19 protein-coding genes are annotated in these 25,196 nt (G+C 58.5%); 13 read left to right on the top strand and 6 right to left on the bottom strand.

What is annotated here, in order from left to right; all coding sequences use genetic code 11:
- The first annotated feature begins 23 nt into the window (after positions 1–23).
- From dnaX to htpG, 4 genes are all read left to right on the top strand, one after another.
- The gene (gene dnaX, locus V3W49_RS09475; protein ID WP_500145107.1) at positions 24–1,943 is read left to right on the top strand and encodes a DNA polymerase III subunit gamma/tau; all 1,920 of its coding nucleotides are present in this window, start codon (positions 24–26) and stop codon (positions 1,941–1,943) included.
- Between the two features lie 69 nt (positions 1,944–2,012).
- On the top strand, positions 2,013–2,342 hold the full coding sequence (locus V3W49_RS09480; RefSeq protein WP_138096057.1) for a YbaB/EbfC family nucleoid-associated protein: 330 nt from the start codon (positions 2,013–2,015) through the stop codon (positions 2,340–2,342).
- Entirely contained in the window at positions 2,342–2,947 is a 606-nt protein-coding gene (gene recR, locus V3W49_RS09485) for a recombination mediator RecR (RefSeq protein WP_500145108.1), read from the top strand. Before V3W49_RS09480 ends, recR begins: the two co-directional genes overlap by 1 nt.
- A 110-nt stretch (positions 2,948–3,057) precedes the next feature.
- The gene (htpG, locus tag V3W49_RS09490) at positions 3,058–4,932 is read left to right on the top strand and encodes a molecular chaperone HtpG (protein ID WP_500145109.1); all 1,875 of its coding nucleotides are present in this window, start codon (positions 3,058–3,060) and stop codon (positions 4,930–4,932) included.
- 95 nt (positions 4,933–5,027) lie between these two features.
- Here htpG and V3W49_RS09495 read toward each other — a convergent pair whose 3' ends face one another.
- The gene (locus V3W49_RS09495; protein ID WP_500145110.1) at positions 5,028–6,203 is read right to left on the bottom strand and encodes a DegT/DnrJ/EryC1/StrS family aminotransferase; all 1,176 of its coding nucleotides are present in this window, start codon (positions 6,201–6,203) and stop codon (positions 5,028–5,030) included.
- Between the two features lie 129 nt (positions 6,204–6,332).
- Here V3W49_RS09495 and V3W49_RS09500 point away from each other — a divergent pair, with 129 nt between their 5' ends.
- The 8 genes from V3W49_RS09500 (at position 6,333) to V3W49_RS09535 (ending at position 14,311) form a co-directional block, all read left to right on the top strand.
- Positions 6,333–6,581, top strand: coding sequence for a hypothetical protein (locus V3W49_RS09500; RefSeq protein ID WP_500145111.1), 249 nt, complete (start codon positions 6,333–6,335; stop codon positions 6,579–6,581).
- Positions 6,578–8,098, top strand: a complete 1,521-nt coding sequence (locus tag V3W49_RS09505) for a sodium:solute symporter family transporter (RefSeq protein WP_500145112.1) — start codon at positions 6,578–6,580, stop codon at positions 8,096–8,098. The genes V3W49_RS09500 and V3W49_RS09505 overlap by 4 nt, the downstream gene beginning before the upstream one ends.
- Positions 8,099–8,106: 8 nt before the next feature.
- The gene (locus tag V3W49_RS09510) at positions 8,107–9,075 is read left to right on the top strand and encodes a GntR family transcriptional regulator (protein ID WP_500145113.1); all 969 of its coding nucleotides are present in this window, start codon (positions 8,107–8,109) and stop codon (positions 9,073–9,075) included.
- A 2-nt stretch (positions 9,076–9,077) separates the two neighbouring features.
- A complete protein-coding gene (locus V3W49_RS09515; RefSeq protein WP_500145114.1) occupies positions 9,078–9,782 on the top strand; it encodes a creatininase family protein in 705 nt (234 codons plus the stop codon).
- Complete coding sequence (iadA, locus tag V3W49_RS09520; RefSeq protein ID WP_500145115.1) at positions 9,779–10,954, top strand: beta-aspartyl-peptidase; 1,176 nt, start codon at positions 9,779–9,781, stop codon at positions 10,952–10,954. The genes V3W49_RS09515 and iadA overlap by 4 nt, the downstream gene beginning before the upstream one ends.
- A 107-nt stretch (positions 10,955–11,061) precedes the next feature.
- Entirely contained in the window at positions 11,062–11,706 is a 645-nt protein-coding gene (adk, locus tag V3W49_RS09525) for an adenylate kinase (protein ID WP_500145116.1), read from the top strand.
- Between the two features lie 276 nt (positions 11,707–11,982).
- Positions 11,983–12,945 carry a ferrochelatase gene (gene hemH, locus V3W49_RS09530; protein WP_500145117.1) on the top strand — a complete coding sequence of 321 codons (963 nt, stop codon included), beginning with the start codon at positions 11,983–11,985 and terminating at the stop codon, positions 12,943–12,945.
- Positions 12,946–13,006: 61 nt separating this feature from the next.
- Positions 13,007–14,311, top strand: coding sequence for an inosine/guanosine kinase (locus V3W49_RS09535; protein WP_500145118.1), 1,305 nt, complete (start codon positions 13,007–13,009; stop codon positions 14,309–14,311).
- 39 nt (positions 14,312–14,350) lie between these two features.
- Here V3W49_RS09535 and ybaL read toward each other — a convergent pair whose 3' ends face one another.
- Positions 14,351–16,042, bottom strand: coding sequence for a YbaL family putative K(+) efflux transporter (gene ybaL, locus V3W49_RS09540; RefSeq protein ID WP_500145119.1), 1,692 nt, complete (start codon positions 16,040–16,042; stop codon positions 14,351–14,353).
- Positions 16,043–16,277: 235 nt separating this feature from the next.
- The gene (locus tag V3W49_RS09545) at positions 16,278–17,492 is read right to left on the bottom strand and encodes an MFS transporter (RefSeq protein ID WP_500145120.1); all 1,215 of its coding nucleotides are present in this window, start codon (positions 17,490–17,492) and stop codon (positions 16,278–16,280) included.
- A gap of 225 nt (positions 17,493–17,717) precedes the next feature.
- Between V3W49_RS09545 and ushA the strand changes: the two genes are divergently transcribed.
- Entirely contained in the window at positions 17,718–19,376 is a 1,659-nt protein-coding gene (ushA, locus tag V3W49_RS09550; RefSeq protein WP_500145121.1) for a bifunctional UDP-sugar hydrolase/5'-nucleotidase UshA, read from the top strand.
- Between the two features lie 1,186 nt (positions 19,377–20,562).
- Here the strand turns inward: ushA and ybaK are convergent.
- From ybaK to copA, 3 genes are all read right to left on the bottom strand, one after another.
- The gene (ybaK, locus tag V3W49_RS09555; RefSeq protein ID WP_500145122.1) at positions 20,563–21,042 is read right to left on the bottom strand and encodes a Cys-tRNA(Pro)/Cys-tRNA(Cys) deacylase YbaK; all 480 of its coding nucleotides are present in this window, start codon (positions 21,040–21,042) and stop codon (positions 20,563–20,565) included.
- A gap of 41 nt (positions 21,043–21,083) precedes the next feature.
- The gene (locus tag V3W49_RS09560) at positions 21,084–21,884 is read right to left on the bottom strand and encodes a TraB/GumN family protein (RefSeq protein WP_500145184.1); all 801 of its coding nucleotides are present in this window, start codon (positions 21,882–21,884) and stop codon (positions 21,084–21,086) included.
- A 287-nt stretch (positions 21,885–22,171) separates the two neighbouring features.
- Entirely contained in the window at positions 22,172–24,685 is a 2,514-nt protein-coding gene (gene copA, locus V3W49_RS09565; RefSeq protein ID WP_500145123.1) for a copper-exporting P-type ATPase CopA, read from the bottom strand.
- Positions 24,686–25,196 lie beyond the last annotated feature (511 nt).

Consider the following 25,196-nt stretch of genomic DNA (forward strand, 5'->3'; position numbering starts at 1 on the left):
TTTCCCCGAGAGCCTATATTCTGATGAGCTACCAGGTGCTGGCCCGTAAATGGCGTCCACAAACCTTTGCCGATGTCGTCGGTCAGGAGCATGTCCTGACCGCGCTTGCCAACGGCCTCAACCTGGGCCGTATCCATCACGCTTATCTGTTTTCCGGCACCCGCGGCGTCGGTAAAACTTCTATCGCCCGCCTGCTGGCGAAAGGGCTGAACTGCGAAACCGGTATTACCGCTACTCCCTGCGGCCAGTGCGAAAATTGCCAGGCTATTGAACAGGGACGCTTTGTCGATCTGATAGAGATTGACGCCGCGTCGCGCACCAAAGTGGAAGACACTCGCGATCTGCTGGATAACGTGCAGTACGCCCCGGCGCGCGGCCGCTTCAAGGTCTATCTGATCGATGAAGTGCATATGCTGTCGCGCCACAGCTTCAACGCCCTGTTGAAGACCCTGGAAGAGCCGCCGTCGCACGTGAAATTCCTGCTGGCGACCACCGATCCCCAGAAGCTGCCGGTGACTATTCTGTCGCGCTGTTTGCAGTTCCATCTGCGGGCGCTGGATGCCGGGTTGATTCGCGACCGGCTGGAATACATTCTCAATCAGGAAAGTATCGACCATGAATCCCGGGCGCTGCAGCTTTTGGCGCGCGCTGCGCAAGGCAGCCTGCGTGATGCCCTGAGCCTGACCGATCAGGCTATTGCCAGCGGCGATGGCCGGGTGACCACCGAGGCGGTCACCGGCATGCTCGGGACTCTGGATGACGATCAGGCCATGAGCCTGGTGGAAGCTATCGTTCAGGCGGACGGTCAGCGTGCCATGAATCTGGTTCAGGAAGCCGCCGCCCGCGGCGTGGAGTGGGAAGCGCTGCTGATCGAGATGCTGGGACTGCTGCATAAAGTAGCGATGATTCAGCTGTCGCCCCAGGCGCCGGTCGGCGATATGGCGCAGCTTGAGCCGCGTCTGCGGGAGCTGGCGCGTACCGTGCCGCCCGGAGACGTACAGCTCTATTACCAGACCCTGCTGATTGGTCGCAAAGAGCTGCCCTGGGCGCCGGATCCGCGCATGGGCGTCGAGATGACGCTGTTGCGCGCGCTGGCATTTCATCCGAGCGCGCCGCTGCCTGAGCCGGAACCGGCTGCGCGGGTGCAACCCGCCGCCGCGCCAGCTGCGCCGCCGCCTGCGGCCTCGCCACCGGCGCAGCGCAGCGATACGCCGCTATCGGACACCACCAGTCAGGTATTGCAGGCCCGCAGTCAGCTCCAGCGTCAGGGGGCTGAACGAGCAAAAAAGGGTGAACCGGCGGCGCAACAGCAGCGTTCAGCGCGGCCGGTAAGCTCCTCTGCGCTGGAACGTCTGGCTTCGGTCACTGAACGGGTACAGGCGCGCGCTTCCTCGGCGGTTGCAGAACAGGAACAGCCTGCGAAGAAAGAGGCCTATCGCTGGAAGGCCCAGAACAAAGTGGCGGTGGTGAAAGAGAAAGTCGCCACCCCGAAGGCGCTCAGAAAGGCGCTGGAGCATGAAAAGACGCCGGAACTGGCGCTCAAACTGGCCGAAGAGGCTATTGCGCGGGATCCGTGGGCGGCAGAGGTCAGCCGCCTGAAGGTGCCTAAACTGGTCGAGCAGGTCGCGCTCAATGCCTGGAAAGAGCAGACCGGCGAACATCAGGTGTGCCTGCATCTGCGTTCCAGCCAGCGCCATCTGAATTCGTCTGGCGCGCGCCAGGCGCTGAGTGAGGCGATGTCAGCCCTGGAAGGTGCGCCGGTAGAACTGACTATTATTGAAGATGACTCCCCTGCGCAGCGCACGCCGCTGGAGTGGCGCCAGGCTATCTATGAAGAGAAGCTGGCCCAGGCGCGGGATTCGATTACCGCGGATGGCAACATCCAGACGCTGCGTCGGTTCTTCGACGCGGAGCTGGATGAAGAGAGCATCCGCCCCGTTTGACGCGGTTTTTTAGCGTCGAATTATTTTTAACGCCGCCGTTACGCGGCCCGAGCAAGAAGAGAGACTGATATGTTTGGTAAAGGCGGTCTGGGCAATCTGATGAAGCAGGCCCAGCAGATGCAGGAAAAAATGCAGCAGATGCAAGAGGAAGTCGCCGCCATGGAAGTGACCGGCGAATCCGGCGCGGGCATGGTGAAAGTGACCATTAACGGGGCACATAACTGCCGCCGGGTGGAGATCGATCCGAGCCTGCTCGAAGATGATAAAGAGATGCTGGAAGATCTGGTCGCCGCCGCGTTTAACGACGCCGCGCGCCGTATCGAAGAGACCCAGAAAGAGAAGATGGCCTCCGTCTCCTCCGGCATGCAGCTGCCGCCGGGCTTTAAGATGCCGTTCTGATGCAAACCAGCCCGCTGTTGACGCAGCTTATGGAAGCGCTGCGCTGTCTGCCCGGGGTCGGGCCGAAGTCAGCGCAGCGTATGGCGTTTACCCTGCTGCAGCGCGATCGCAGCGGCGGTATGCGCCTGGCGCAGGCGTTGTCTCGCGCCATGTCGGAGATTGGCCACTGCGCTGACTGCCGGACTTTTACCGAGCAGGATGTCTGCAACATTTGCTCGAACCCAAGGCGTCAGGAAAATGGTCAGATCTGCGTGGTGGAAACACCGGCGGATATCCACGCCATTGAACAGACCGGGCAGTTTTCCGGCCGCTATTTCGTGCTGATGGGCCACCTGTCGCCGCTGGATGGCATCGGCCCGGACGATATCGGCCTCGATCGCCTGGAGCAGAGGCTGGCCAGCGAGTCGCTTAAAGAGGTGATCCTTGCCACTAACCCCACGGTGGAAGGCGAAGCGACCGCCAACTACATCGCCGAGCTTTGCGCCGAGTATGGGGTGGACGCCAGCCGTATCGCCCACGGCGTGCCGGTCGGCGGTGAACTGGAGATGGTGGACGGTACTACGCTGTCCCACTCTCTGGTCGGGCGCCACAAGATCTCTTTTTAATCAAACGGGGAGCGAACAACCGCTCCCCGCTTGAATTTATTTCCCCCTGTCCCCATCTCTCCCTCAACGCATTTTTTCACCCTGTTTTCATTAGTTGAGGAATCACCACTATGAAAGGACAAGAGACTCGCGGTTTTCAGTCAGAGGTTAAGCAGCTTCTGCATCTGATGATCCACTCTCTTTATTCGAATAAAGAAATTTTCCTGCGTGAGCTGATCTCCAACGCTTCGGATGCGGCGGATAAACTTCGTTTCCGGGCCCTTTCTCAGCCGGATCTGTATGAAGGCGATGGCGAGCTGCGGGTACGTATCTCTTTTGATAAAGATAACCGTACGCTGACCATCTCTGATAACGGTATCGGAATGAGCCGTGACGACGCCGTCGAACATCTGGGCACTATCGCCAAGTCCGGCACTAAAGCTTTCCTGGAATCCATGGGTTCCGACCAGGCGAAAGACAGTCAGCTGATTGGTCAGTTCGGCGTGGGTTTCTATTCCGCCTTTATCGTGGCGGATAAAGTCACCGTTCGCAGCCGTGCGGCCGGCGCCAGCGCCGACAGCGGCGTGTTCTGGGAATCGGCGGGGGAAGGGGAATACACCGTTGCCGATATTACTAAAGCCGACCGCGGTACTGAAATTACCCTGCACCTGCGCGAAGGGGAGGACGAATTCCTCGACGCCTGGCGGGTACGCTCGATAATCGGCAAATACTCCGACCATATCGCGCTGCCGGTCGAGATCGAAAATCGCGAAGAGAAAGACGGTGAAACCGTTGTCTCCTGGGAGAAGATCAACAAGGCCCAGGCGCTGTGGACCCGTAATAAGTCAGAAATCAGCGAAGACGAATACAAAGAGTTCTATAAGCATATCGCCCATGACTTCAGCGATCCGCTTGCCTGGAGCCATAACCGGGTGGAAGGGAAGCAGGAATATACCAGCCTGCTGTACATCCCCTCTCAGGCGCCCTGGGATATGTGGAACCGCGATCACAAGCACGGGCTGAAGCTCTATGTGCAGCGCGTTTTCATTATGGATGACGCCGAGCAGTTTATGCCCAACTACCTGCGCTTCGTACGCGGGCTGATTGATTCCAACGATCTGCCGCTCAACGTATCGCGTGAAATTCTGCAGGACAGCAGCGTGACCCGCAGTTTGCGCAGCGCCCTGACCAAGCGCGTACTACAGATGCTGGAAAAACTGGCGAAGGACGACGCGGAAAAATACCAGACCTTCTGGCAGCAGTTTGGCCTGGCGCTGAAAGAGGGACCGGCGGAAGACAGCAGCAATCAGCAGACCATCGCGAAGTTGCTGCGTTTTGCCTCGACCCATACCGACTCCGCGGCGCAGACCGTTTCGCTCGAAGAGTATATCGGTCGTATGAAGGAAGGGCAGGAGAAGATCTACTTCATCACTGCCGACAGCTATGCGGCCGCCAAGAGCAGCCCGCACCTCGAACTGCTGCGTAAGAAAGGCATTGAAGTGCTGCTGCTTTCCGACCGCATCGACGAGTGGATGATGAGCTACCTGACCGAATTCGACGGTAAGGCGTTCCAGTCGGTGGCGAAAGCCGACGAGTCGCTGGAAAAACTGGCGGACGACGTGGATGAAAGCGCCAAAGAGGCCGACAAGGCCATGGAGCCTTTCGTTGAGCGCGTAAAAACGCTGCTTGGCGATCGGGTAAAAGAGGTGCGTCTGACGCATCGTCTGACCGATACTCCGGCCATCGTCACCACCGATAATGACGAAATGAGCACCCAGATGGCGAAGCTGTTCGCGGCGGCCGGTCAGGCCGTGCCGGACGTGAAGTACATCTTCGAACTCAATCCGGATCATCCGCTGGTGAAGCGTACCGCGGATACCCAGGACGACGCGCAGTTTGGCGAGTGGGTTGAGCTGCTGCTGGATCAGGCGCTGCTGGCCGAACGCGGCACGCTGGAAGATCCCAACCTGTTTATTCGCCGGGTTAACCAGCTGCTGACGGCATAACTTTTCGCCTGACCGACAGGCGTCAGCAGGTTAAAGCGAAGAGACCTGGCTGATTCAAAAAATCCGTAACCATCTGTGATGGTTACGGATTTTTTTTAATCTGACGTTTCCCACAGCCAGGTGGGGAGATTGATGCAGCGCCGCGTGACATCCATCCCGGTTGGGCAATCCGCTAAATCGCAGGGGTGAGGGTGCATTGGCGTGGTAAACCAGACGCCAACCTCAACATTTAGCGCCGTCTCCAGCGTTGATTTTGCCATGGCCTGCGGCTGTGGGGTCAGGAGAGGGTAACGAAGCCAGCTATTTTCTGCATCAGGGCGGGGAGTGGGGCCCTGTAAGCCTTTCTCGCTGGCCCATTTTTGCCAGAACGCGGCGCCACGCCGCCGGCGGGCCAGAATTTCCGGCAGAGATGTCAGCTGCAGGCTTAATAATTCAGCTACCGGTTCCGCCATTCGCCAGAGATATTGCGGGCTGAGCAGGCCGCGCAGTTCGTCCTGCTGCATCTGCGGCAGCAGTGGCTGCGAAGGGGCGGGCGTCGCGTCTGAATGCAGCGAAGCGCAGGCATGACGCAGCGTATGCAGCAGGCGGGTAATAAACCGGGCGTCAGGGCAGGGGCTGGCATCCTGAATCTGTAACAGCCGTTGGCCCAGTACCGGATGGCGGGTTACCACCCAGCCGCCATGGATGGTATTGACAATTTTTGAGCGTTCACTGCTGAAGAAAGCGATATCGCCCAGCGTACCCAGCAGTTGTCCCTGCCAGCGCCCGCCGGTTGCGTGGGCGCAGTCTTCTACCACCCATAGTCCGTGTTGCCGGGCGATGGCCAGAAGCCGTTCCAGATCGCGGCAGACCAGGCCAAAAGTGTACTGAATCATAACGGCCCGGGTACGCGGGCCGATTGCCGCCTTCATTTGCCCGGCATCCATACCCAGGGTTTCAGACTCAATATCGACAAACCTTATGGCTACGCCGTTAAAGGTGATGGCATTGGTGACGCACTGGCAGGTGAATGCCGGAATTAACACTTCATCGCCGGGCTTAAGCGCCAGAGCGCGGATAACCGCATACAGCGACGCTCTTCCCCCCATAAAGCTGGCCACCCACTCGCATTGCCAGTCGTCGGCAAGCTGTTGATGGAGCCGGGCTACGGCTTGCCCTGGTGAATAATCCCGCTCATCGCGCTCCAGCCAGCGGGCGGCGCAGCGATCTTCGCGCGGGGTCAGACTCATATTCAGCAATGGAACCCGCTTTGTGAAAGGTAATTCGTCCATTCCAGCGCTCACTTATTCACCCTGATGATTGTCGTTAATTTGAACATCTGTTATAAGCAATAATTACAGTCAGGTGCAAGTCGTACTCATTAAAATTACACACAACAGCAACCGAGAGTTCGAGTCAATATGGATATTTTAACTAATTGTTTTGAAAAGAGATGGTTCTGCATTTTTATGGGGATGTACCTCCTTATCATGCTGCCGCTGCCGTGTTTTTTTAGCACGGAATATCGGCCGGGATGGCTGGGGGTTCCCCTTTTTGTCTATGGTTGGTTAGTACATGGTATAACAGTTTTTGCGCTCATTTTGCTGTTTGCCCGCCAGTGTCTGAAGCGGCCGGAATATCAGGATGACGCGCTGGAGGATCGGGGATGAACGATCTTTCACAAATGCTGCGTCCGGAACCGCTACCTTTTTATACCGTTCTGATTCTTTTCCTGCTCCTGCTGGGGATCATTGGCTGGCGCGCCGCCCGGGCCACGCGTTCGCTGAGTGACTTTCTGGTCATGGGCGGAAAAGCGGGCGCGCTGGTGGGGGGATTCGCCTGGTTCGCCAGTCAATACAGCATGAGCACCTTTATGGGGGTGCCCGCCATGACTTACGGCACCGGATTCGCCGGCATGAGCATTTCAGTGCCGGGGCTGGCTTTTTCTATGATAGTCCCCATGCTGTTAGTTGGCCGTAAGCTGATGCTGATGGGCCGACGCTATAACCTGATGACCATGAGCGATTATCTGGCCGATCGCTATGAATCCGATGCTATTCGCGGCATTCACGCCGTGATGATGGTGGTGTTTCTGTTGGCGATGATGGGGGCGCAGACCGTAGGGGCTGGCGTTATCCTCAACACCTTTACCGGCCTGCCGGAATGGATTGGCGTGGTGGTGATGGGCATAGTGGTGATTTTATACTGCATGACCGGCGGCATGACCGGCGCCATGATGACCGACGTTTTGCAGGGCGCGCTTATGGTCGCGACGGCCATTGTCACCTTCTGGGTTTCGGTACAGGCCGGAGGCGGCATGGAAGCGATTACGGCAAAACTTGCCAATACGATGCCATCCCATCTGAGCCATCCGGGAACGAAAGGTGATTTTCCGTGGCAGACCTATGTCTCCATGATCGTCATGTGGAGCTTTTTCACTATCGGTCAGCCGACGCTGTTTACCAAATTCTTTACCATGAATGGCTACCGGACGATGTTCCGGGCGGTCATTCTGGGTACGATGGGAATGCTATTTTCCGCGACGCTGATTGAGTGGTCTGGCGTTAACGCGGCGACATTCATCCACGGATTAACCGGCAAAGATGCAGACTTCATCGTACCGCTTATTTTGCAGCAGAATGTTTCTCCCTGGATTTCCGCTCTGCTGATTACCGGTATTGTCTCTGCCGGGATGTCGACGATCTCGGCGCTGCTGGTGGTTTCGACCGGAGGCATCACCCGCGATATTTACCAGAATTTGTTTAATCCCCAGGCGACTCAGCGCCAGGTTCTGACCCTGTCGCGCTGGTTCACTATCCTGGTTGGTATCGCCGCTGTGATTATCGGCATCATGAAGCCAGCCGGTATCTTTTCGCTGATACGCTTCGCTTTTGGTGGGCTGGGTATCTGGGTGGCGCCGGTTATTCTGGGCATGTACTGGCGGCGCGCCAGCCGTAGCGGCGCTATCAGTGCGGTGATCGTAGGGGAATTGCTGTTTGTCGCGATGAAGCTATGGTTCCCGGGGATGGCGATGGGATTCGATCCGTTGATTATCTGCTGGGCCATTACCATGCTGGTGATGATCGCGGTCAGTCTGTGTACGCGTCCGGCGACGCCTGAAACGCTATGGCGGCACTTCGACGCGCTTAAAGCGTGCGTGACCCGTCGCCAACAACAAGACAGTTAGAGGAATGAATGACGCTCTCAATCGATAAAAGTCTGCCCGTTGCGCTGCAAACCCAGATTGTCGGGGCCATTGAATACGGCATTATGGCCGGGGAGTTTTTTGATGATGGCGCGCTGCCGTCAGTGAGAGCATTAAGCAAACAGTTAGGCGTTGCGCAGCTTACGGTCAGTCAGGCCTACAACACGCTAAAAAGCATGGGGCTGATTGAAACGATACCGGGTAAGGGAACCTACGTTGTTCGCGATCGACGGGAGGTTTCCCTGAGTCACCAGGTCGGGGAGCTGCGTGAACGCTTTCGCCAGTTGGTTGATGAGGCCGCCTCGCTTGGACTGTCGCCGTCGTTTTTTGTCGGTGCGTTGAATCATCCCTGTGCGGAATCGCCGCTTCCCCTGGCCTTTTCCATTGGCTTTGTGGGCAATTCGCGGCGTATTAACCGGCGCTATCTGGAAGCGATTGGCGAAACGCTGGGGATGAAAATAAGCGCCGATGTCTGGACTTTTCAGGAATTTGCCGCGCTGCCGCCGCATCAGGTGGAGCGCTATGATTTCTGGTTGACTATCCCGCACTGCATACCGCGCCTGCGTCAGCGTCTGGCTGAAGGGGTACCGGTTTACGCTCCCTGGCTTATACCTTCGGAAACCACCCGTACCCGTCTGGCGGCGCTTCCCGCTGACATGCCGGTACTCCTGGTTTCCCGTTATCAGACCTTTATCCCCGCAATGGTGGAAGGGGTCAAAAAATTTGCGCCACACCTGGGAAAAATCAGCGTGATTACGCTGGATGATAAAAAATTGCCGGAGACGATGGCCCGTTTTCAGGCGGTGATTTACAGCACCGGCTGCCATAGCGTCATACAGCGTCTACCGCCAACAAATATTTTGTTTGAATATCAACATACGCCTGAGCCTCGCTACCTGCGCGAGGTCCTGCTGCCTGCGTTGCATCGCCAGGCCAGGGAATCAACACAAGGACATTGACCATGCAATTCCAGAATATGAACTGGTTTCAGGTGGAAGAGTATCTGAAGCATCACGATCGGGTGATTCTGCCTTTGGGCAGCACCGAACAGCATGCATACCTGAGCCTGTGTACCGACCATGTGCTGGCTTCACGGCTGGCGACAGAGGTGGGCGAACGTTTGAGTATTCCCGTTTGTCCCGGGTTGCCGTTCGGAATGGCGCCGTATTTTACGGCGTTTCCCGGCACGATAAACCTGCAACCGGCAACCTACAATGCGCTGATTAACGATCTGCTGGATAGCCTCTATAACAGCGGGTTTCGGCGTATTTTTTTGATTAATGGCCACGGAGGCAACAGCCCGGTTCAGGCGCAGATTCATCACTGGTTGAATCGACACCCGGATGCGCGGGTACAGCTGCATAACTGGTGGGCCGCTCCGGCGACGATGGGAATGGTGAAACAGATTTCCGCAAACGCCAGTCATGCCTCATGGATGGAAAATTTCCCCTGGACGCGGCTGGAAGGCGTTGTCATGCCCCAGGAGGAGAAAGCGCCGCTGACCGTTTCCCGGTTGGCTCAGCTACCAGCCCGGGCGGTACGGGACTATATTGGCGATGGCAACTATGGCGGGCAGTACCAGCGTTCCGATGATGAAATGCACCGGATCTGGCAGGTCGCGCTGGATGAAACCTGTCAACTTCTGGAGGAGGGATGGATGTCATGACAGATTCGACTGGCTTCACGCTACTCAAGAATGCCCGACTGCTGACCCCTGAGGGGGGGCGGCAGAGCGCGCTACTGATGGGGGCCGGGAAGATCCTGGCCGTCGCGCCGGATCTACTGGCGCCGCGTCAACCGGAATGCCAGGTGGTGGATGCCCGGGGACGTTGGGTGGTGCCCGGCATCATCGATCAGCATGTGCATCTGACTGGCGGCGGCGGTGAGGCTGGATTCCATACCCGGACGCCGGAAGTTATGCTCAGCCAGTTACTGAAGGCCGGGATTACCGGCGTGATGGGACTACTGGGAACCGATGGCATCACCCGCCACGTCGCTTCGCTGTTTGCCAAAGTGATGGGGCTGCGTAATGAAGGTATTTCGGCCTGGATGCTGACCGGCTCTTATGAAGTGCCGACGCTCTCCATCACCGGCTCCGTGCGCGACGACATTGCTTTTATCGAACCGGTACTGGGCGTTAAAACGGCGATCTCCGATCATCGCTCATCGCAGCCGACGGTTGAAGAGCTGATTCGTATGGCGACCCAGGCGCGATCTGCGGCGCTGCTGACCCAAAAGCCGGGGCTGGTCGTGATGCATATGGGCAATGCCAGTAGCGCGCTGGCGCCGCTGGAAGAGGTGCTGGCGCATAGCGAGATTCCCGTTGGGCATTTTTTACCGACCCACGTTAATCGCCAGCGCCATTTGCTGGAACACGGGATAAAACTGGCCAGGACGCAGGGCGTCAACCTTGATATCACCTCCGGAATCAGCCCGCTTATCGGCGCCAGGGGGGCGGTGAAACCTTCGGAAGCGGTGCTGGAAGCGCAGGAGCAGGGCGTCGCGCTGTCGCAGTTAACCTTTAGCTCCGACGGTAATGGCAGTATTCCGGCCTTCGATGAGCAGGGGAACGTTTGCGGCCTGACCGTGGCCGGATTCGGTAGCCTGCTGGAAGAGGTTCGGGATCTCAGCCAGAGTCTGACGCTGGAGCAGGCCTGGCCTCTTGTTTCTTTAAACGTGGCTCAGCGTTTGAAACTGCCGCATAAGGGATGCATCGCGCCTGGCTATGACGCCGATTTACTGATGCTTGATGAGGCATTCTGCGTGGAGCGACTGTGGGCCGGAGGGCGGCTGATGGTCGACAATGGTCAGCCGTGCGTGCGGGGCACCTTTGAATAACGATCCGGCAGAATGCGAATATTTTGTCACCTTTCTTGAGCCAGCGGGGCCTCTGGTGGTAATGTTTGACCCCTTATTCAAAGATGATATCTAAGGGGAACTACGCAATGCGTATTATTCTGCTCGGTGCGCCCGGCGCTGGTAAAGGTACTCAGGCACAGTTCATTATGGAGAAATACGGAATTCCGCAGATCTCCACCGGTGACATGCTGCGCGCCGCGGTAAAATCGGGCTCCGCACTCGGCAAACAGGCTAAGGACATTATGGATGCCGGGAAACTGGTTACCGACGAACTGGTGATCGCGCTGGTGAAAGAGCGTATCGCTCAGGATGACTGCCGTAACGGCTTCCTGCTGGATGGCTTCCCGCGTACCATTCCGCAGGCGGACGCTATGAAAGAAGCCGGTATTCAGGTGGATTTCGTGCTGGAGTTCGACGTACCGGACGAACTGATTGTCGATCGCATTGTGGGTCGCCGCGTGCATGCCGCTTCCGGGCGCGTTTATCACGTAAAATTCAATCCGCCGAAGGTGGAAGGTAAAGATGACGTGACCGGTGAGGAGCTGACCACCCGTAAAGACGATCAGGAAGAGACTGTTCGTAAGCGCCTGGTGGAATATCACCAGATGACGGCGCCGCTGATCGGCTACTACCAGAAAGAGGCCGAAGCCGGTAACACCCGCTACGCCAAAGTTGACGGGACTCAGGCCGTTGCCGCAGTACGCGCTGACCTGGAAAAAATTCTCGGTTAACGCAGCATTTGCTCCATCCCGAATGGGGTGGAGCGCCTTCCCGTCAGGATCCCGCTTTTTGTGCTATCCCCGCTCCCTTTTGCTGCGATTGGTTTCGCCCTTCGGCTTTTCAGATACAATTATCCCCGTCATTCTTCAGGCCGCAGAGGCGTTAGCTGCGTGCGCTCACCCGGGGCACATGGTCATCTATGCGCCCGGCGATTCACGAGTTTGCCGCCTTTCGGCTACCTGAATTATTCAGGGGAATCCCTGTTACAGTGATAAAGAGGTAGAGCTTTGCGTCAGGAAAAAATGGGAGTATTACTGGCTAATCTGGGAACGCCGGACGCGCCGACGGCGAGCGCGGTAAAAGGTTATCTGCGTCAGTTCCTGAGCGACAGACGGGTGGTGGATACGCCTCGTTTGCTGTGGTGGCCGCTGCTGCGGGGCGTAATACTGCCGCTGCGTTCTCCCAGAGTGGCGAAGCTCTATCATTCGGTCTGGATGGAGGGCGGTTCCCCGCTGATGGTTTACAGCCGCCGCCAGCAGCAGGCGTTGGCCCGGCAACTGGCGGATATGCCAGTGGCGCTGGGTATGAGCTATGGCCAGCCGTCGCTGGTATCGGCGCTGGACGAACTGCTGGACGCCGGGGTGGATCATATCGTGGTGCTGCCGCTCTATCCGCAGTATTCCTGCTCTACGGTGGCGGCAGTCTGGGATGAACTGGCGCGCATTCTGGCGACGCGCCGTCGCCTGCCGTCCATCTCCTTTATCCGCGACTATGCCGATCACCCGTTCTATATTCAGGCGCTGGCCGAATCGGCGCGACGCTCCTTTGAGCTGCATGGCGAGCCGGATATGCTGCTGCTTTCATACCACGGCATTCCCCAGCGCTACGCCGATGAAGGCGACGACTACGCTCAGCGCTGTCGCACCACCACCCGGGAGCTGGTATCGGCGTTGGGTCTTTCGCCGGACAAGGTGATGATGACGTTTCAGTCGCGCTTTGGCCGTGAACCGTGGCTGACCCCCTACACCGATGAAACCATGAAGATGCTGGGCGATAAAGGGGTGAAGCACGTTCAGGTGATGTGTCCGGGATTCGCCGCCGACTGCCTGGAAACCCTGGAGGAGATTGCGGTGCAGAACCGGGAGTTTTTCCTGGAGGCGGGGGGAGAAAAGTATGAGTATATTCCTGCCCTTAATGATGAAGACGCGCATATCGCCATGATGGCGGAGCTGGTGGGGCGCTACCGGTAATCGCGGTCGGGCGGAGACTGTGCTAACATCGCCGCCTTTCGAGCGCACCTGAACGGCTTCCATGAAATTTCCCGGTAAACGTAAATCCAAACATTATTTCCCCGTCAGTAACCGCGATCCGCTGCTGCAACAGGCGCCGCCAGAAAGCGAGCAGAGCGCCAGTTGGGTGGTGGGGATCGATCAGACCCTGGTTGATATCGAAGCCCGGGTCGATGATGATTTCGTCCGCCGCTACGGTCTCAGTATGGGCCATTCGCTGGTGATCGAGGACGATGTGGCGGAAGCGCTCTATCAGGAGCTGGTGCGGGACAACCTCATTACCCATCAGTTCGCTGGCGGCACCATCGGTAATACCATGCACAACTATTCGGTGCTGGCGGATGACCGCTCGGTGCTGCTCGGCGTGATGTGCAATAACATCGAAATCGGCGGCTACGCGTACCGCTACCTGTGTAATACCTCCAGCCGTACCGATCTCAACTACCTGCAGGGCGTGGATGGCGCCATTGGTCGCTGTTTCACGCTGATTAACGAGCACGGCGAGCGTACCTTCGCCATCAGTCCGGGGCAGATGAACCAGCTGCGTGCCGAAAGCATTCCCGAATCGACCATCGCCGGAGCTTCGGCGCTGGTATTAAGCGCCTATCTGGTGCGCTGCAAAGAGGGCGAGCCGATGCCGGAAGCCACCATGCAGGCCATTGATTACGCAAAACGCCACGACGTGCCGGTGGTACTGACCATGGGGACGAAGTTCGTGGTGGCTGACGATCCGCAGCGCTGGCAGGCGTTTCTGCGCGATCACGTTTCGATCCTGGCGATGAACGAAGAAGAGGCTGCAGCCCTGACCGGCATTGAGGATCCGCTGTTGGCTGCAGATCGGGCGCTGGAGTGGGTGGATCTGGTGCTGTGTACCGCCGGGCCGCAGGGACTCTATATGGCGGGTTACACCGAAGAGGAAGCGAAACGCCAGACCCGCCAGCCGCTGCTGCCTGGCGCCATCGCCGAATTTAATCAGTATGAATTCAGCCGGGCGATGCGTCGCCACGCATGTCGGCAACCGCTGCGAATCTACTCCCACATCGCCCCCTATATGGGCGGGCCAGAGAAGATTATGAACACCAACGGCGCAGGCGACGGCGCGCTGGCGGCGCTGCTGCATGATATTACCGCCAACCGCTATCATCGGGTAAAGGTGCCCAATTCCAGCAAACATGGCTATAACTGGCTGACCTATTCGTCGCTGTCTCAGGTGTGTAAGTACGCCAACCGGGTAAGCTATCAGGTGCTGAATCAGCATTCGCCGCGCCTGAGTCGCGGGCTGCCTGAGCGGGAAGACAGTCTGGAAGAGGCGTACTGGGATCGCTAATGCGCTAAACAAAGGGCGACTTCTGTCGCCCCTGATTGATTAATTCGTAACCGCACTGTCCGACATCACCGGCCGTTGGGCGGAATCTTTTAGCAGCGCCAGCATGGTGCCGGCGATTTCCCGCTCGCCCATCACCACCTGGTTAGCGCCGCGTTCGGCGATGTAGTCCACTTCGTCGTCGTAGTGGGCGCGGGCGATAATTTCGATATCCGCATTTTTCTCCCGGGCAGCGGCCACAATTTCGCCGGCTTCGTAGCCGTTTGGAATGGTCAGCAACAGCCAGCGTGCGCAGTCCAGATGCGCCAGCGCCATAATCTCTTCATTGGCGGCATTGCCCAGCACGGCGCGGATACCGCGCTCGCGCAGCGCGTCCACCCGGGAGCGCGAAGTCTCTATCACTACCAGCGCAACCCCCTTTGACAGCAGCTTTTCGCCGATCAGACTGCCGACCCGGCCATAGCCCACCAGCAGTACGTGGTCGCAGATATCCACCGGAATCTGCTTTTCGTCTTCCAGCGCCTCTTCCAGGGTCTGCTCTTCCAGGGTTTCATTCTTACGCAGGTAGTGTTCAAGCAGGGTAAACAGAATCGGATTGAGCATAATCGACAGGATCGCACCCGCCAGCACCAGGTTCTGACCGGTTTTGGGCAGCAGATCCATCGCCATACCCAGACCGGCCAGAATAAAGGCGAACTCGCCAATCTGCGCCAGGCTGGCGGCGATGGTCAGCGCGGTACGCTGGGAATGGCCGAACATTCTGACTAACAGGAAGGCGGCCAGCGACTTACCGAAGATGATAATAGCCACCACCGCCGCTACCGCCAGCGGCTCTTCCAGCAGGATTTGCGGATCGAACAGCATGCCTACCGAAACGAAGAACAGCACGGCGAAGGCGTCGCGCAGCGGCAGGGTGTCGTGAGCGGCGCGGTGGCTCAGTTCTGATTCATTCAGCACCATACCGGCGAAGAAGGCGCCCAGCGCAAAGGAGACGTCGAACAGCTCCACCGCCCCCATGGCGATACCGAGCGCCATAGCCAGCACCGCCAGGGTAAACAGCTCCCGGGAGCCGGTGGCGGCACTACGGGCCAGAATCCAGGGCACCAGTCGGCGGCCGACCACCAGCATCAGGGCGATAAAGGCCGCCACTTTGCCGATAGTCATCAGCATATCCAGACTCAGGGAGACGAAGCCGACGTTACCTTTTTCCAGCATGCCCGCTACCGCCGGTAGCAGCACCAGGGTCAGCACCATCACCAGATCTTCGACAATCAGCCAGCCGATGGCGATCTGCCCACGGTGGCTGTCGAGCAACTGCCGCTCTTCCAGGGCGCGCAGCAGCACCACGGTACTGGCGGTGGAAAGACACAGACCAAAGACGATGCCGGTCATCGGCGACCAGCCCAGCCACCAGGAAAGGCCCATCCCCAGCAGCGTCGCCACCGCGATTTGCAGTACGGCGCCGGGAATAGCGATGGATTTAACCGCCATCAGATCCTTCAGGGAAAAGTGCAGCCCCACGCCGAACATCAACAGAATCACGCCCAGTTCAGCCAGCTCCGGCGCCAGTTGCGTATCGGCGACAAATCCGGGCGTAAAGGGCCCAACCAGAACTCCCGCCAGCAAATAACCTACCAGTGGTGATATGCGCAGCCTGTTGGCGAGCATACCCAGTAAAAAGGCCAGCACAAGGCCGCCGACAATGGTGGTAATAAGCGGGGTGGCATGATGCATTCCGTCTCCTTTGGTCCGTGGTCAATCCAGAATCCGTCCGCGAAGGGACGGGGCGCTATGTAATAGTTTATGACAATTTTTCATTCGCGTTTGTTTTCAGGTGTTGGTTTTTTACGAAAACACGATTTTTTTCATAAAAATGCACTGAAGGGAGTAATTATTGGCTTAATTTTGCCTGGAGCATTGGGGGATATGGAGTTAAAGAACGGCCAGATCAAGCATCTGGCCGGAAAAATCAATCTTTTACGCGGTTATTCGGAAGGAATACCGTCAGAATGCCAAGAAGAGGCAGGAAAGCGCAGATTTTATAAACCAGCTCGATACTGGTCCGATCGGCAATCAGACCCAGAACAGCGGCGCCAAGGCCCCCCATTCCAAAGGCGAACCCAAAGAACAGACCGGAAACCATACCGATGCGTCCGGGCATCAGCTCCTGGGCGTAGACCAGAATGGCGGAAAATGCTGAAGCGAGAATAAAGCCGATGATCACCGTCAGTACCCCGGTCCACCACAGACTGGCCCAGGGAAGCATCAGGGTGAAAGGCGCTACGCCAAGGATAGAACACCAGATCACCGCTTTACGGCCAACTTTATCGCCCACCGGCCCGCCAATTACGGTACCAGCCGCCACCGCAAACAGAAAGGCGAACAGATGGAGTTGGGCATTTTGTATCGACAGTCCGAACTTATGCATCAGATAAAAGGTGTAATAGCTGCTGATGCTGGCCAGATAGAAATACTTGGAAAAGATCAGTACCAGCAGCACGCAGACCGCCTGCACCACTTTATTGCGCGGCAGGGGGGAAATCACCTTCTGCGCCGGGCGGCTGCGGGCTATTCGGTGCTGGGCTGCGTACCAGCGACTGACCTGGAGCAGCACGATAATGGCCAGCATCGCCGCCAGTACAAACCAGGCCACGTTGCCCTTGCCATAGGGGGCGATAATCACCGCCGCCAGAAGCGGCCCCAGCGAACTGCCGAAGTTGCCGCCTACCTGAAACAGCGACTGGGCCAGGCCGTGACGGCCGCCGGAGGCCATCCGCGCCACCCGGGAGGATTCCGGGTGGAACACCGATGAGCCAGTACCGACCAGCGCTGCCGCCAGCAGAACCTGCGGAAAGCTACCCGCCATCGCCAGCATCACCAGACCGCTCAGGGTAAAGCACATGCCGACAGGCAGTGACCAGGGCATGGGATATTTGTCGGTATAGTACCCTACCAGCGGCTGTAGCAGCGATGAAGAGACCTGGTAGGTCAGGGTGATAAGACCCACCTGAACGAAGCTCAGGGAGAAGTCGGCCTGCAATAGCGGATAAATCGCCAGCAGCAACGACTGAATCATATCGTTCAGCAGATGGGAGAGGCTGATAGCCCCCAGGATGCCGAACGCGGTGCGGGGTTTGGGCGGCGCGATGTCGGCGCCGCCCAGCGAAGGGTTTTGTTCACTCATGCCATAGTTACCTGAAAATTATGTTTATTTTATATACTCTGGATTATTCGACCGGCTCGTAACCGTTGGAAGCAGCCAGAACCGGGGAACGGATGCAGGCGGTCGTTCCGTGCGGGATGCACCCTGCTACCATACCTGCACCCGGGCGCAGAGAAAAGTCGCAACGGCTATGCGCTGTGGCTATGCTATGAGAAGAGTTTACACAATGAATATGGAGATACTGAGATGCACTCAGGGGTGAAGCGCGCGCTGATAGTCGCGCTGGTGGCGATCGGCATAATAATGTCGGGGCAGCCTGCGTTCGGCTGGGAAAAGGATAAAACCTATAAAATCACCATCTTGCATACCAACGATCATCACGGCCACTTCTGGCGCAATGCGCAGGGAGAGTACGGCCTGGCGGCGCAAAAAACGCTGGTGGATCGGATTCGCAAAGAGGTGGCACAGCAGGGGGGGAGCGTGTTGCTACTCTCCGGCGGTGATATCAATACCGGGGTGCCGGAGTCTGACCTTCAGGATGCCGAACCCGATTTTCGCGGTATGAATCTGATTGGCTACGACGCCATGGCAGTGGGCAACCATGAATTCGATAATCCGCTGGCGGTGCTGCGCCAGCAGGAGAAGCTGGCGAAATTTCCCTTTCTTTCCGCCAATACCTATCAGAAGAGCAGCGGCGAACGGCTATTTAAGCCCTGGGCGCTGTTTACCCCGCAGGGATTGAAGGTGGCGGTCATTGGCCTGACCACCGACGATACCGCGCGCGTCGGCAATCCCGAGTATTTGCAGGATATTGAGTTTCATCCCCCGGCCGGTGAAGCGAAGCTGGTTATCCAGGAGCTTCAGCAGAACGAAAAGCCGGATGTCATTATCGCCGTCACCCATATGGGTCATTACGACAACGGGGAGCATGGATCCAACGCGCCGGGCGACGTGGCGCTGGCCCGCGCCATGGATCCCGGGGCGCTGGCGCTTATTGTCGGCGGTCATTCGCATGATCCGGTTTGCATGGCGGCGGAAAATAAAAAGCAGCGTGACTATATTCCTGGCACCGCCTGTAAGCCCGATCGCCAGAACGGTACCTGGATACTCCAGGCCCAGGAATGGGGGAAATATGTCGGGCGGGCCGATTTTGAGTTTCGTAATGGCGAAATGAAGCTGGTGAACTATCAGCTGCTGCCGGTCAATCTCAAACGCACTATCGACTGGGGCGATGGCAAGCACGAGCGGGTTCTGTATGCGCCGCAGATCCCGGAAAATCAGCGTATGATTAGCCTGCTGGCGCCTTTTCAGCGTAAAGGGCAGGCCCAGCTTAAGGTGAAGATCGGCAGCGTCAACGCGCGGCTGGAAGGGGATCGCGACAGGGTGCGCTTTGAGCAGACTAATCTGGCGCGCCTGATCCTGAACGGATTAATGGCACGTAGTGACGCCGACTTCGCGGTAATGAGCGGCGGTGGCATTCGCGACTCTATCGCCGCCGGGGATATCACCTATGCCGATGTGCTGCGGGTTCAGCCGTTTGGCAATACGCTGGCGTATGTCGATATGAAGGGGAGCGACGTGGTGCGCTATCTGACCGCGGTGGCGCAGAAGACGCCCAATTCCGGGGCTTACCCGCAGTTCGCGAATGTGGGAATGCAGATTGAAGGTTCGGGGATCAAGGCGCTGACCATTAAAGGGCAGCCCATCGACGCCAATAAGACCTATCGGATGGCGACCCTGAGTTTTAACGCCGCCGGGGGCGATGGCTATCCCCGGCTTGACGATCATCCGGGCTACGTGAATAGCGGTTTTATCGATGCCGAAGTACTCAAGCAGTACATTGAGCAGAACTCACCTATCGACGCCAACGCCCTGGCGCCGAAGGGCGAGGTAAGCTGGCGTTAATTCGTCTGGTTCATCAGGCTATTTCATGGATCAGCGCGGATTAGCGTGGAGTGTTCGAAAGTGGAAAAAAACCGGCAGAATATGATGATGCAGTGGGGTGGGGGCCCCACTTCCTTCCAGGGAGAGGGCCGGGGTGAGGGTGACAGACAGCTATGGCGCCCGGTTTCAGAATAAAAGCGACATATGACGATGCGGCGGGTGTTCCGTTCATTGGCGGGGAACTCCCTCTCCCGTTTCGGGAGAGGGCCGGGGTGAGGGTGACAAGCGGCTCTGGCGCCCGGTTTCAGAATAAAACCGGCAGAATATAATGATGCGGTGGGCTGGGGGCCCCCTCTCCCTTCCAGGGAGAGGGCCGGGGTGAGGGTGACAAGTGGCTCTGGCGCCTGGTTTCAGAATAAAAGCGGCAGAATATAATGATGTGGTGGGCTGTTCCGTTCACTTCAGGCAACTGCTTCTCTGTTAATCCACCGCGGGTGAACGGGCCAGGGGGCTCAGTCGCCGCTCCCCTGGCGACCCGGGCTCCCCGGCGCTAAAAAACGCCGCTGATGCGGGCCCCTTCGCTTATCACGCCGGGCTTTTCGGAACGGGCAAGAGTCGCCCTCCCTGGCGACCTTGCCCTGTCGCGACATCCTGTCGCTCCTCCGGCCCTTCGTGAACGCTACGGCGTTTTTTAAGCCGGGTGGCAACACCCTCGTCGCTTTAGACGGGGTGCTCAAATACAACCAGCAATACCTTTACTGATAAATCCGGACAGAAGATTCAGGGCGGTGACTCTCCGGCCTGAAAATCGCCGCAGCGTTCACGGCCGCCAGGGTCAGCCCGACAGGACGTCGGGCTGAGGGCGTGCGGCACAGGGAGGTGACGTCACGCCCGACCCGTCCGGCTGGCGGGAATACGCAGGACAAAATTGCCGGGAGCCATTTTGAACAACGCCGCAGGCGTTGCCCCGAAGGGGCCCGGCCCAGGGAGGGGGCGGGTTAATCCGCGCAAGCGGCGATTTTCACGCCGGAAAGCCGGGTTGTCAGGGGCGGCATTTGAGCCCCTGGCCCGTTCACCGGTTCCGCAACCGACAGATAAAAATACCCTTAAGGTGAACGGAACCTTCTCCTGCGCTACATACTCACCCAGAAGCCAGGGCAGCCGCCGGTCACTTCAGCTTCACGCCAATCCGCGATGAACCAGGTGCTCAGTCGCGGCGGGCGATATCGGCGAACTGAGCATTTAGCAGTTTCGCCAGATCCACCGCCGCCAGTTCAATATCCAGGCCGCGTTTGCCGCCGGAAATATAGATGGAGGCAAAGTCGGCGGCCGGAGCGTCGATTGCCGTTGGTAGGCGCTTTTTCTGCCCCAGCGGGCTGATCCCGCCCACCAGGTAGCCGGTGGTTCGCTGCGCGACCTGCGGGTCGGCCATCGCCACTTTTTTTACGCCAAAGGCTTTCGCTACTTTTTTCAAATCGAGCTGGCTCGCAACCGGCGTCACCGCCACTGCAAGGTGCTTCATATCTTCATTCAGCGCCACCAGCAGCGTCTTATAAACCTGTTCCGGGTTGAGCCCCAGCTTGCGTACCACCTCGTCGCCGAAGTTGGTCTCAGTGGGATCGTGGTCGTAAGTGTGAATCTTAAAGCTGACCTTATTCTTTTCCAGGAGTTTTACGGCGGGGGTCATGATTTCCTTCTTGTTAATCCGGATGGCGCGACCTGCGCGGATTAGCGCTGCCTGAGCAGGCTGGGGAGATTACTCTCGCCATAAAGGTGCAGCGCGCCTACGGCCACCACATAGTGACCGGATGGAAGCGTATGCAGGAAATCGTACCACTGCCGGTTGCGCTGTACCATCAGCACATCGTAGAGCTCATTGCTGAAGGTGCTGGGCAGCGAGGGGTCGGGCGCCGCAGGCGGCGATTTCAGCCACCAGCTAATCATGGTTTGCAGCAGGCGGGCGTTGGTGTGCCAGTGAATCAGGGTATCCTGCAACAGTCCCAGCCCGGCGTCCGGCAGCGTTTGCAGCAGCGTTAGCTGATTGTCGGTGCCTTCCAGCTCCCGCACTGGCCGCTGAAACTGGCTCGCCGCCTGAATCAACTGATAGTCGATGCCGTAATCCGGGCGCAGGCCCAGCTTCTGGGCCTGATGAGCCTGAAGCAGCAGCGCTATCTGCCACAGCGGCAGGTTATCAACGTTCTCCAGCGGAATATTCAGCTCCTGCAGCAGCTTCAGGATGTGCTCCAGCGTTTTTTGATTCAGGCGCTGTTCCAGCGGCGGCTCTTCGCCGTGGCTGGAGAATGGCGAATCGCTGCCGCTGATATCGGCTTCGACCACCAGCGCGTCGGCTTCTCGCAGCTTGCGCACCAGGCGTGTCGGCAGCGGCGCCATATCGGGCGTACCCATATGAATGCTGCCCACCAGATGCAGGTGGCGCTGGCCGGGAAGGGTAATATCAAGGGCGGGCCAGGGATAACGGTGGCTCCCGAACCGGGAAAAGAGAGTATGGAGACGGCTTAGCAAACCCATGGCGCATTCCCTGACTGAAAAGGTCATGCTAACGCCCCGCATGGCGGGGCGCAATTGCCGGTAGAGCTATCGGAGCATTCCGGCTCAGGGGAGACCATTGACAAACCTGAGCTGAACGCGTTCGGGCAGAATGCCAGAAAAATAAACAGGGAAAATCAATTCATTGATTTTCGGCTGATAAACATTAAAGAGGGAAAAACCACGTTTTTTCCCTCTTTGTCATCAACCTGACGCCCCGCATGGCGGGGCGCAATTGCCGGTAGAGCTATCGGAGCATTCCGGCCTGGTTACCGTTCAGGCTTAAACCGCAGCAGCCGGTTGGCGTTGCTCACCACGGTAATGGAAGAGAGCGCCATGGCGGCGCCTGCCACCACCGGATTCAGCAGGGTGCCGGTCAGCGGCCAGAGAATACCAGCGGCGATCGGGATGCCCAGCGAGTTGTAAATAAAGGCGCCCAGCAGGTTCTGCTTCATATTGCGAAGCGTAGCGCGCGAGATAGCCAGCGCGTCCGCCACGCCGGTCAGGCTGTGGCGCATCAGGGTAATGGCCGCGGTTTCGATGGCGACGTCGCTGCCGCCGCCCATGGCGATGCCGACATCGGCCTGGGCCAGCGCCGGGGCGTCGTTAATGCCGTCGCCTACCATCGCCACCTTACGCCCCTGCTGCTGTAGCTGAATAATCGCCTGAGCTTTGCCGTCTGGCAGAACGCCGGCGATCACTTCGTCGATGCCCGCCTCCCGGGCGATGGCCCCGGCGGTGGTCGGGTTATCGCCGGTCAGCATCACCAGCCGGTAGCCTTCGCGATGCAGACGCGCCAGGGCGGCGGCGCTCTCTTCGCGCAGCGGATCGCGGATGGCGAACAGCGCGGCGACGGCGCCGTCCAGCGCCAGCAGCACCGGCGTGGCGCCTTCGGCGGCATGGGCTTCGATACGCGCTTCCAGCGGGCCGCAGTCGATGCCCTGTTCGTTCAGCAGAGCGCGGTTGCCAAGCAGCAGGGCATGCCCCTGTACGTGACCGCTGACCCCCAGGCCGCGCAGGGTACGAAAGCCGTCGACCTGCGGCAGCGCTTGTGCCCCCGCCTTTTCCAGGATGGCGCGCGCCAGCGGGTGGCTGGAGCCCTGCTCCAGCGCGGCGGCCAGTAGCAAGGCCTGGTCGGCATCGATCTGCGGCGCGGTTTCTGTCGCCACGACCTGCGGTTTGCCTGCGGTCAGGGTTCCGGTTTTATCAAACACCAGGGTATCCAGCTGGCTTGCGCGTTGCAGGGCGTCGGCATCACGTACCAGCACGCCGAATTCCGCGGCCCGACCCACGCCGGAAATAATCGACATCGGCGTTGCCAGCCCAAGAGCGCAGGGGCAGGCGATAATCAGCACCGTGGTGGCGATCACCAGGGTATAGACCACCTGCGGCGCCGGGCCGAAAAAGTACCAGATGGCGGCGCTGAGCAGTGCGATGGCGACCACCACCGGCACGAAGATAGCGGAGATGCGGTCTGCCATCTGACCAATTTCCGGCTTACTACTCTGAGCCTGGCGAACCATGCGAATGATGCGCGCCAGAGTGGTATGGCCGCCTGTACGGCTGGCCTGAAACAGTACGCTGCCGTCCTGTACCAGGGTACCGGCGTGAATCTCTTCGCCGTTGGCTTTCTGCTGCGGCACTGGCTCGCCGGTCAGCATCGCCTCATCGAACCAGGCTTCGCCCTGGGTGATAGCGCCATCCACCGGCACCCGGTCGCCGGTGGTCAGGCGCAGGACCATCCCTGGCTGCACTTCTGACAGAGGAAGCGTGCGTTCGCCCTGGTCATCCACCACCCGGGCGGTGGGCGGCGTCAGGTCCAGCAGCCGCTCCAGCGCTTTTGACGAGCGCTGACGGGCCCGGGCTTCCAGCATATGGCCAAGGTTAATCAGGCCGATAATCATGGCGCTGGCCTCGTAGTAGAGGTGGCGCGCCGCTTCCGGGAAGAAATTTGGCCACAGGTTAACGCTGATGGAGTAAAGCCAGGCGGCACCGGTACCCAGCGCCACCAGGGTATCCATGGTCGCGCTGCGGTTGAGCAGGCTTTTCCAGGCGCTGCGATAGAAGTGGCCGCCGGCCACCACCATCACCAGCAGGGTGAGCAGACCGATAGTAAGCCAAAGCCCGTGGTTCTCTTCGGTCAGCATCATATTGTCGCCGATCATGCCCCAGACCATGACCGGTATCCCCAGCGCCAGCGCCAGGATAGCCTGCCAGCGGAAGCGTTTAACCGCCGCCTGAGCGGTCTGCTGCTGGCGTTCGCGCCGTTTAGCGTCATCTTCGATGGCTTCAGCGCCGTAGCCGGCGCCTTCCACCGCTTTCACCAGGTCAGTGGCGCAGGCGTGACCCATTATCAACGCCGTGCGCTCCGCCAGGTTTACCCGCGCCTGGCGCACGCCCGGAACGCCCTGCAGCGCGTTTTGCACCCGGGTGACGCAACTGGCGCAGCTCATACCATTGATGAGCAACTGCAGGCTGTCCTCATCGTCGTCGCTGTTGGCAGAAGCTGCCGGAAGCTGTGAGGAAACCGCTGCCGGCGCTTCCGACGGGATTGACGACTCCGTCAGCGGTTTAGCCTTTGGGTGGCTGAGCTCTGCGCCGTATCCGGCTTGCTGTACGGTGGCGATCAGATCTTCGGCACTGGCGCTACCGGTGACGGTGGCGTGCTCGACGGTGACTTCCGCCTGTTCAACGTCCGGGCGCTGTTCCAGACTCTCTTTAACGCGTTTTACGCAGTGACCGCAGGAGAGGCCATCCAGCGTAAGATCAATGACGTGAGACATATCAGACTCCTCGATTCCGGGCCGTAATGTGGCCCGCCTTAGTGACTGTGACCAAGCTTAAACCTTCCCGCAAGGGGAAGGTCAAGTAAAGGGGCTTTTAAGAAGTAAAATAAAGGGGGAAGTAGTCATATCCCCGGCCCCCTGCATGAAATTTCATGGACATAGCCGACTCGTTTAACCGCGGTGGCAATTCTGGATGTCCCGGTTTTTGATAAAGGTAAACAGAATAAAAAAATACGCGTTTTCCCTGAGCTCCGTTAGCGGGCCGTTTAGAGAGGAACCGGAAATTAAGGATGATTACGACTCACCGGGGTCAGCCCTCCGTTTCATGTCCGGAATATTGGCGGCAGGCTGGAGACGTTCCGCACCTTGTGTTTGCTGTTTTACTGATTAATCAGGATACGCTTCCTGCTACTGGTTTACGGCTTCTTCAAACCCACCTTGCCTGGATACAACACCCTCCCTCCACATTAAACCCCACTTACATTTTTAACGTACTTCATTTCATATG

This window comes from Rosenbergiella sp. YN46 (assembly GCF_036620675.1).
Taxonomy (GTDB): domain Bacteria; phylum Pseudomonadota; class Gammaproteobacteria; order Enterobacterales; family Enterobacteriaceae; genus Jejubacter.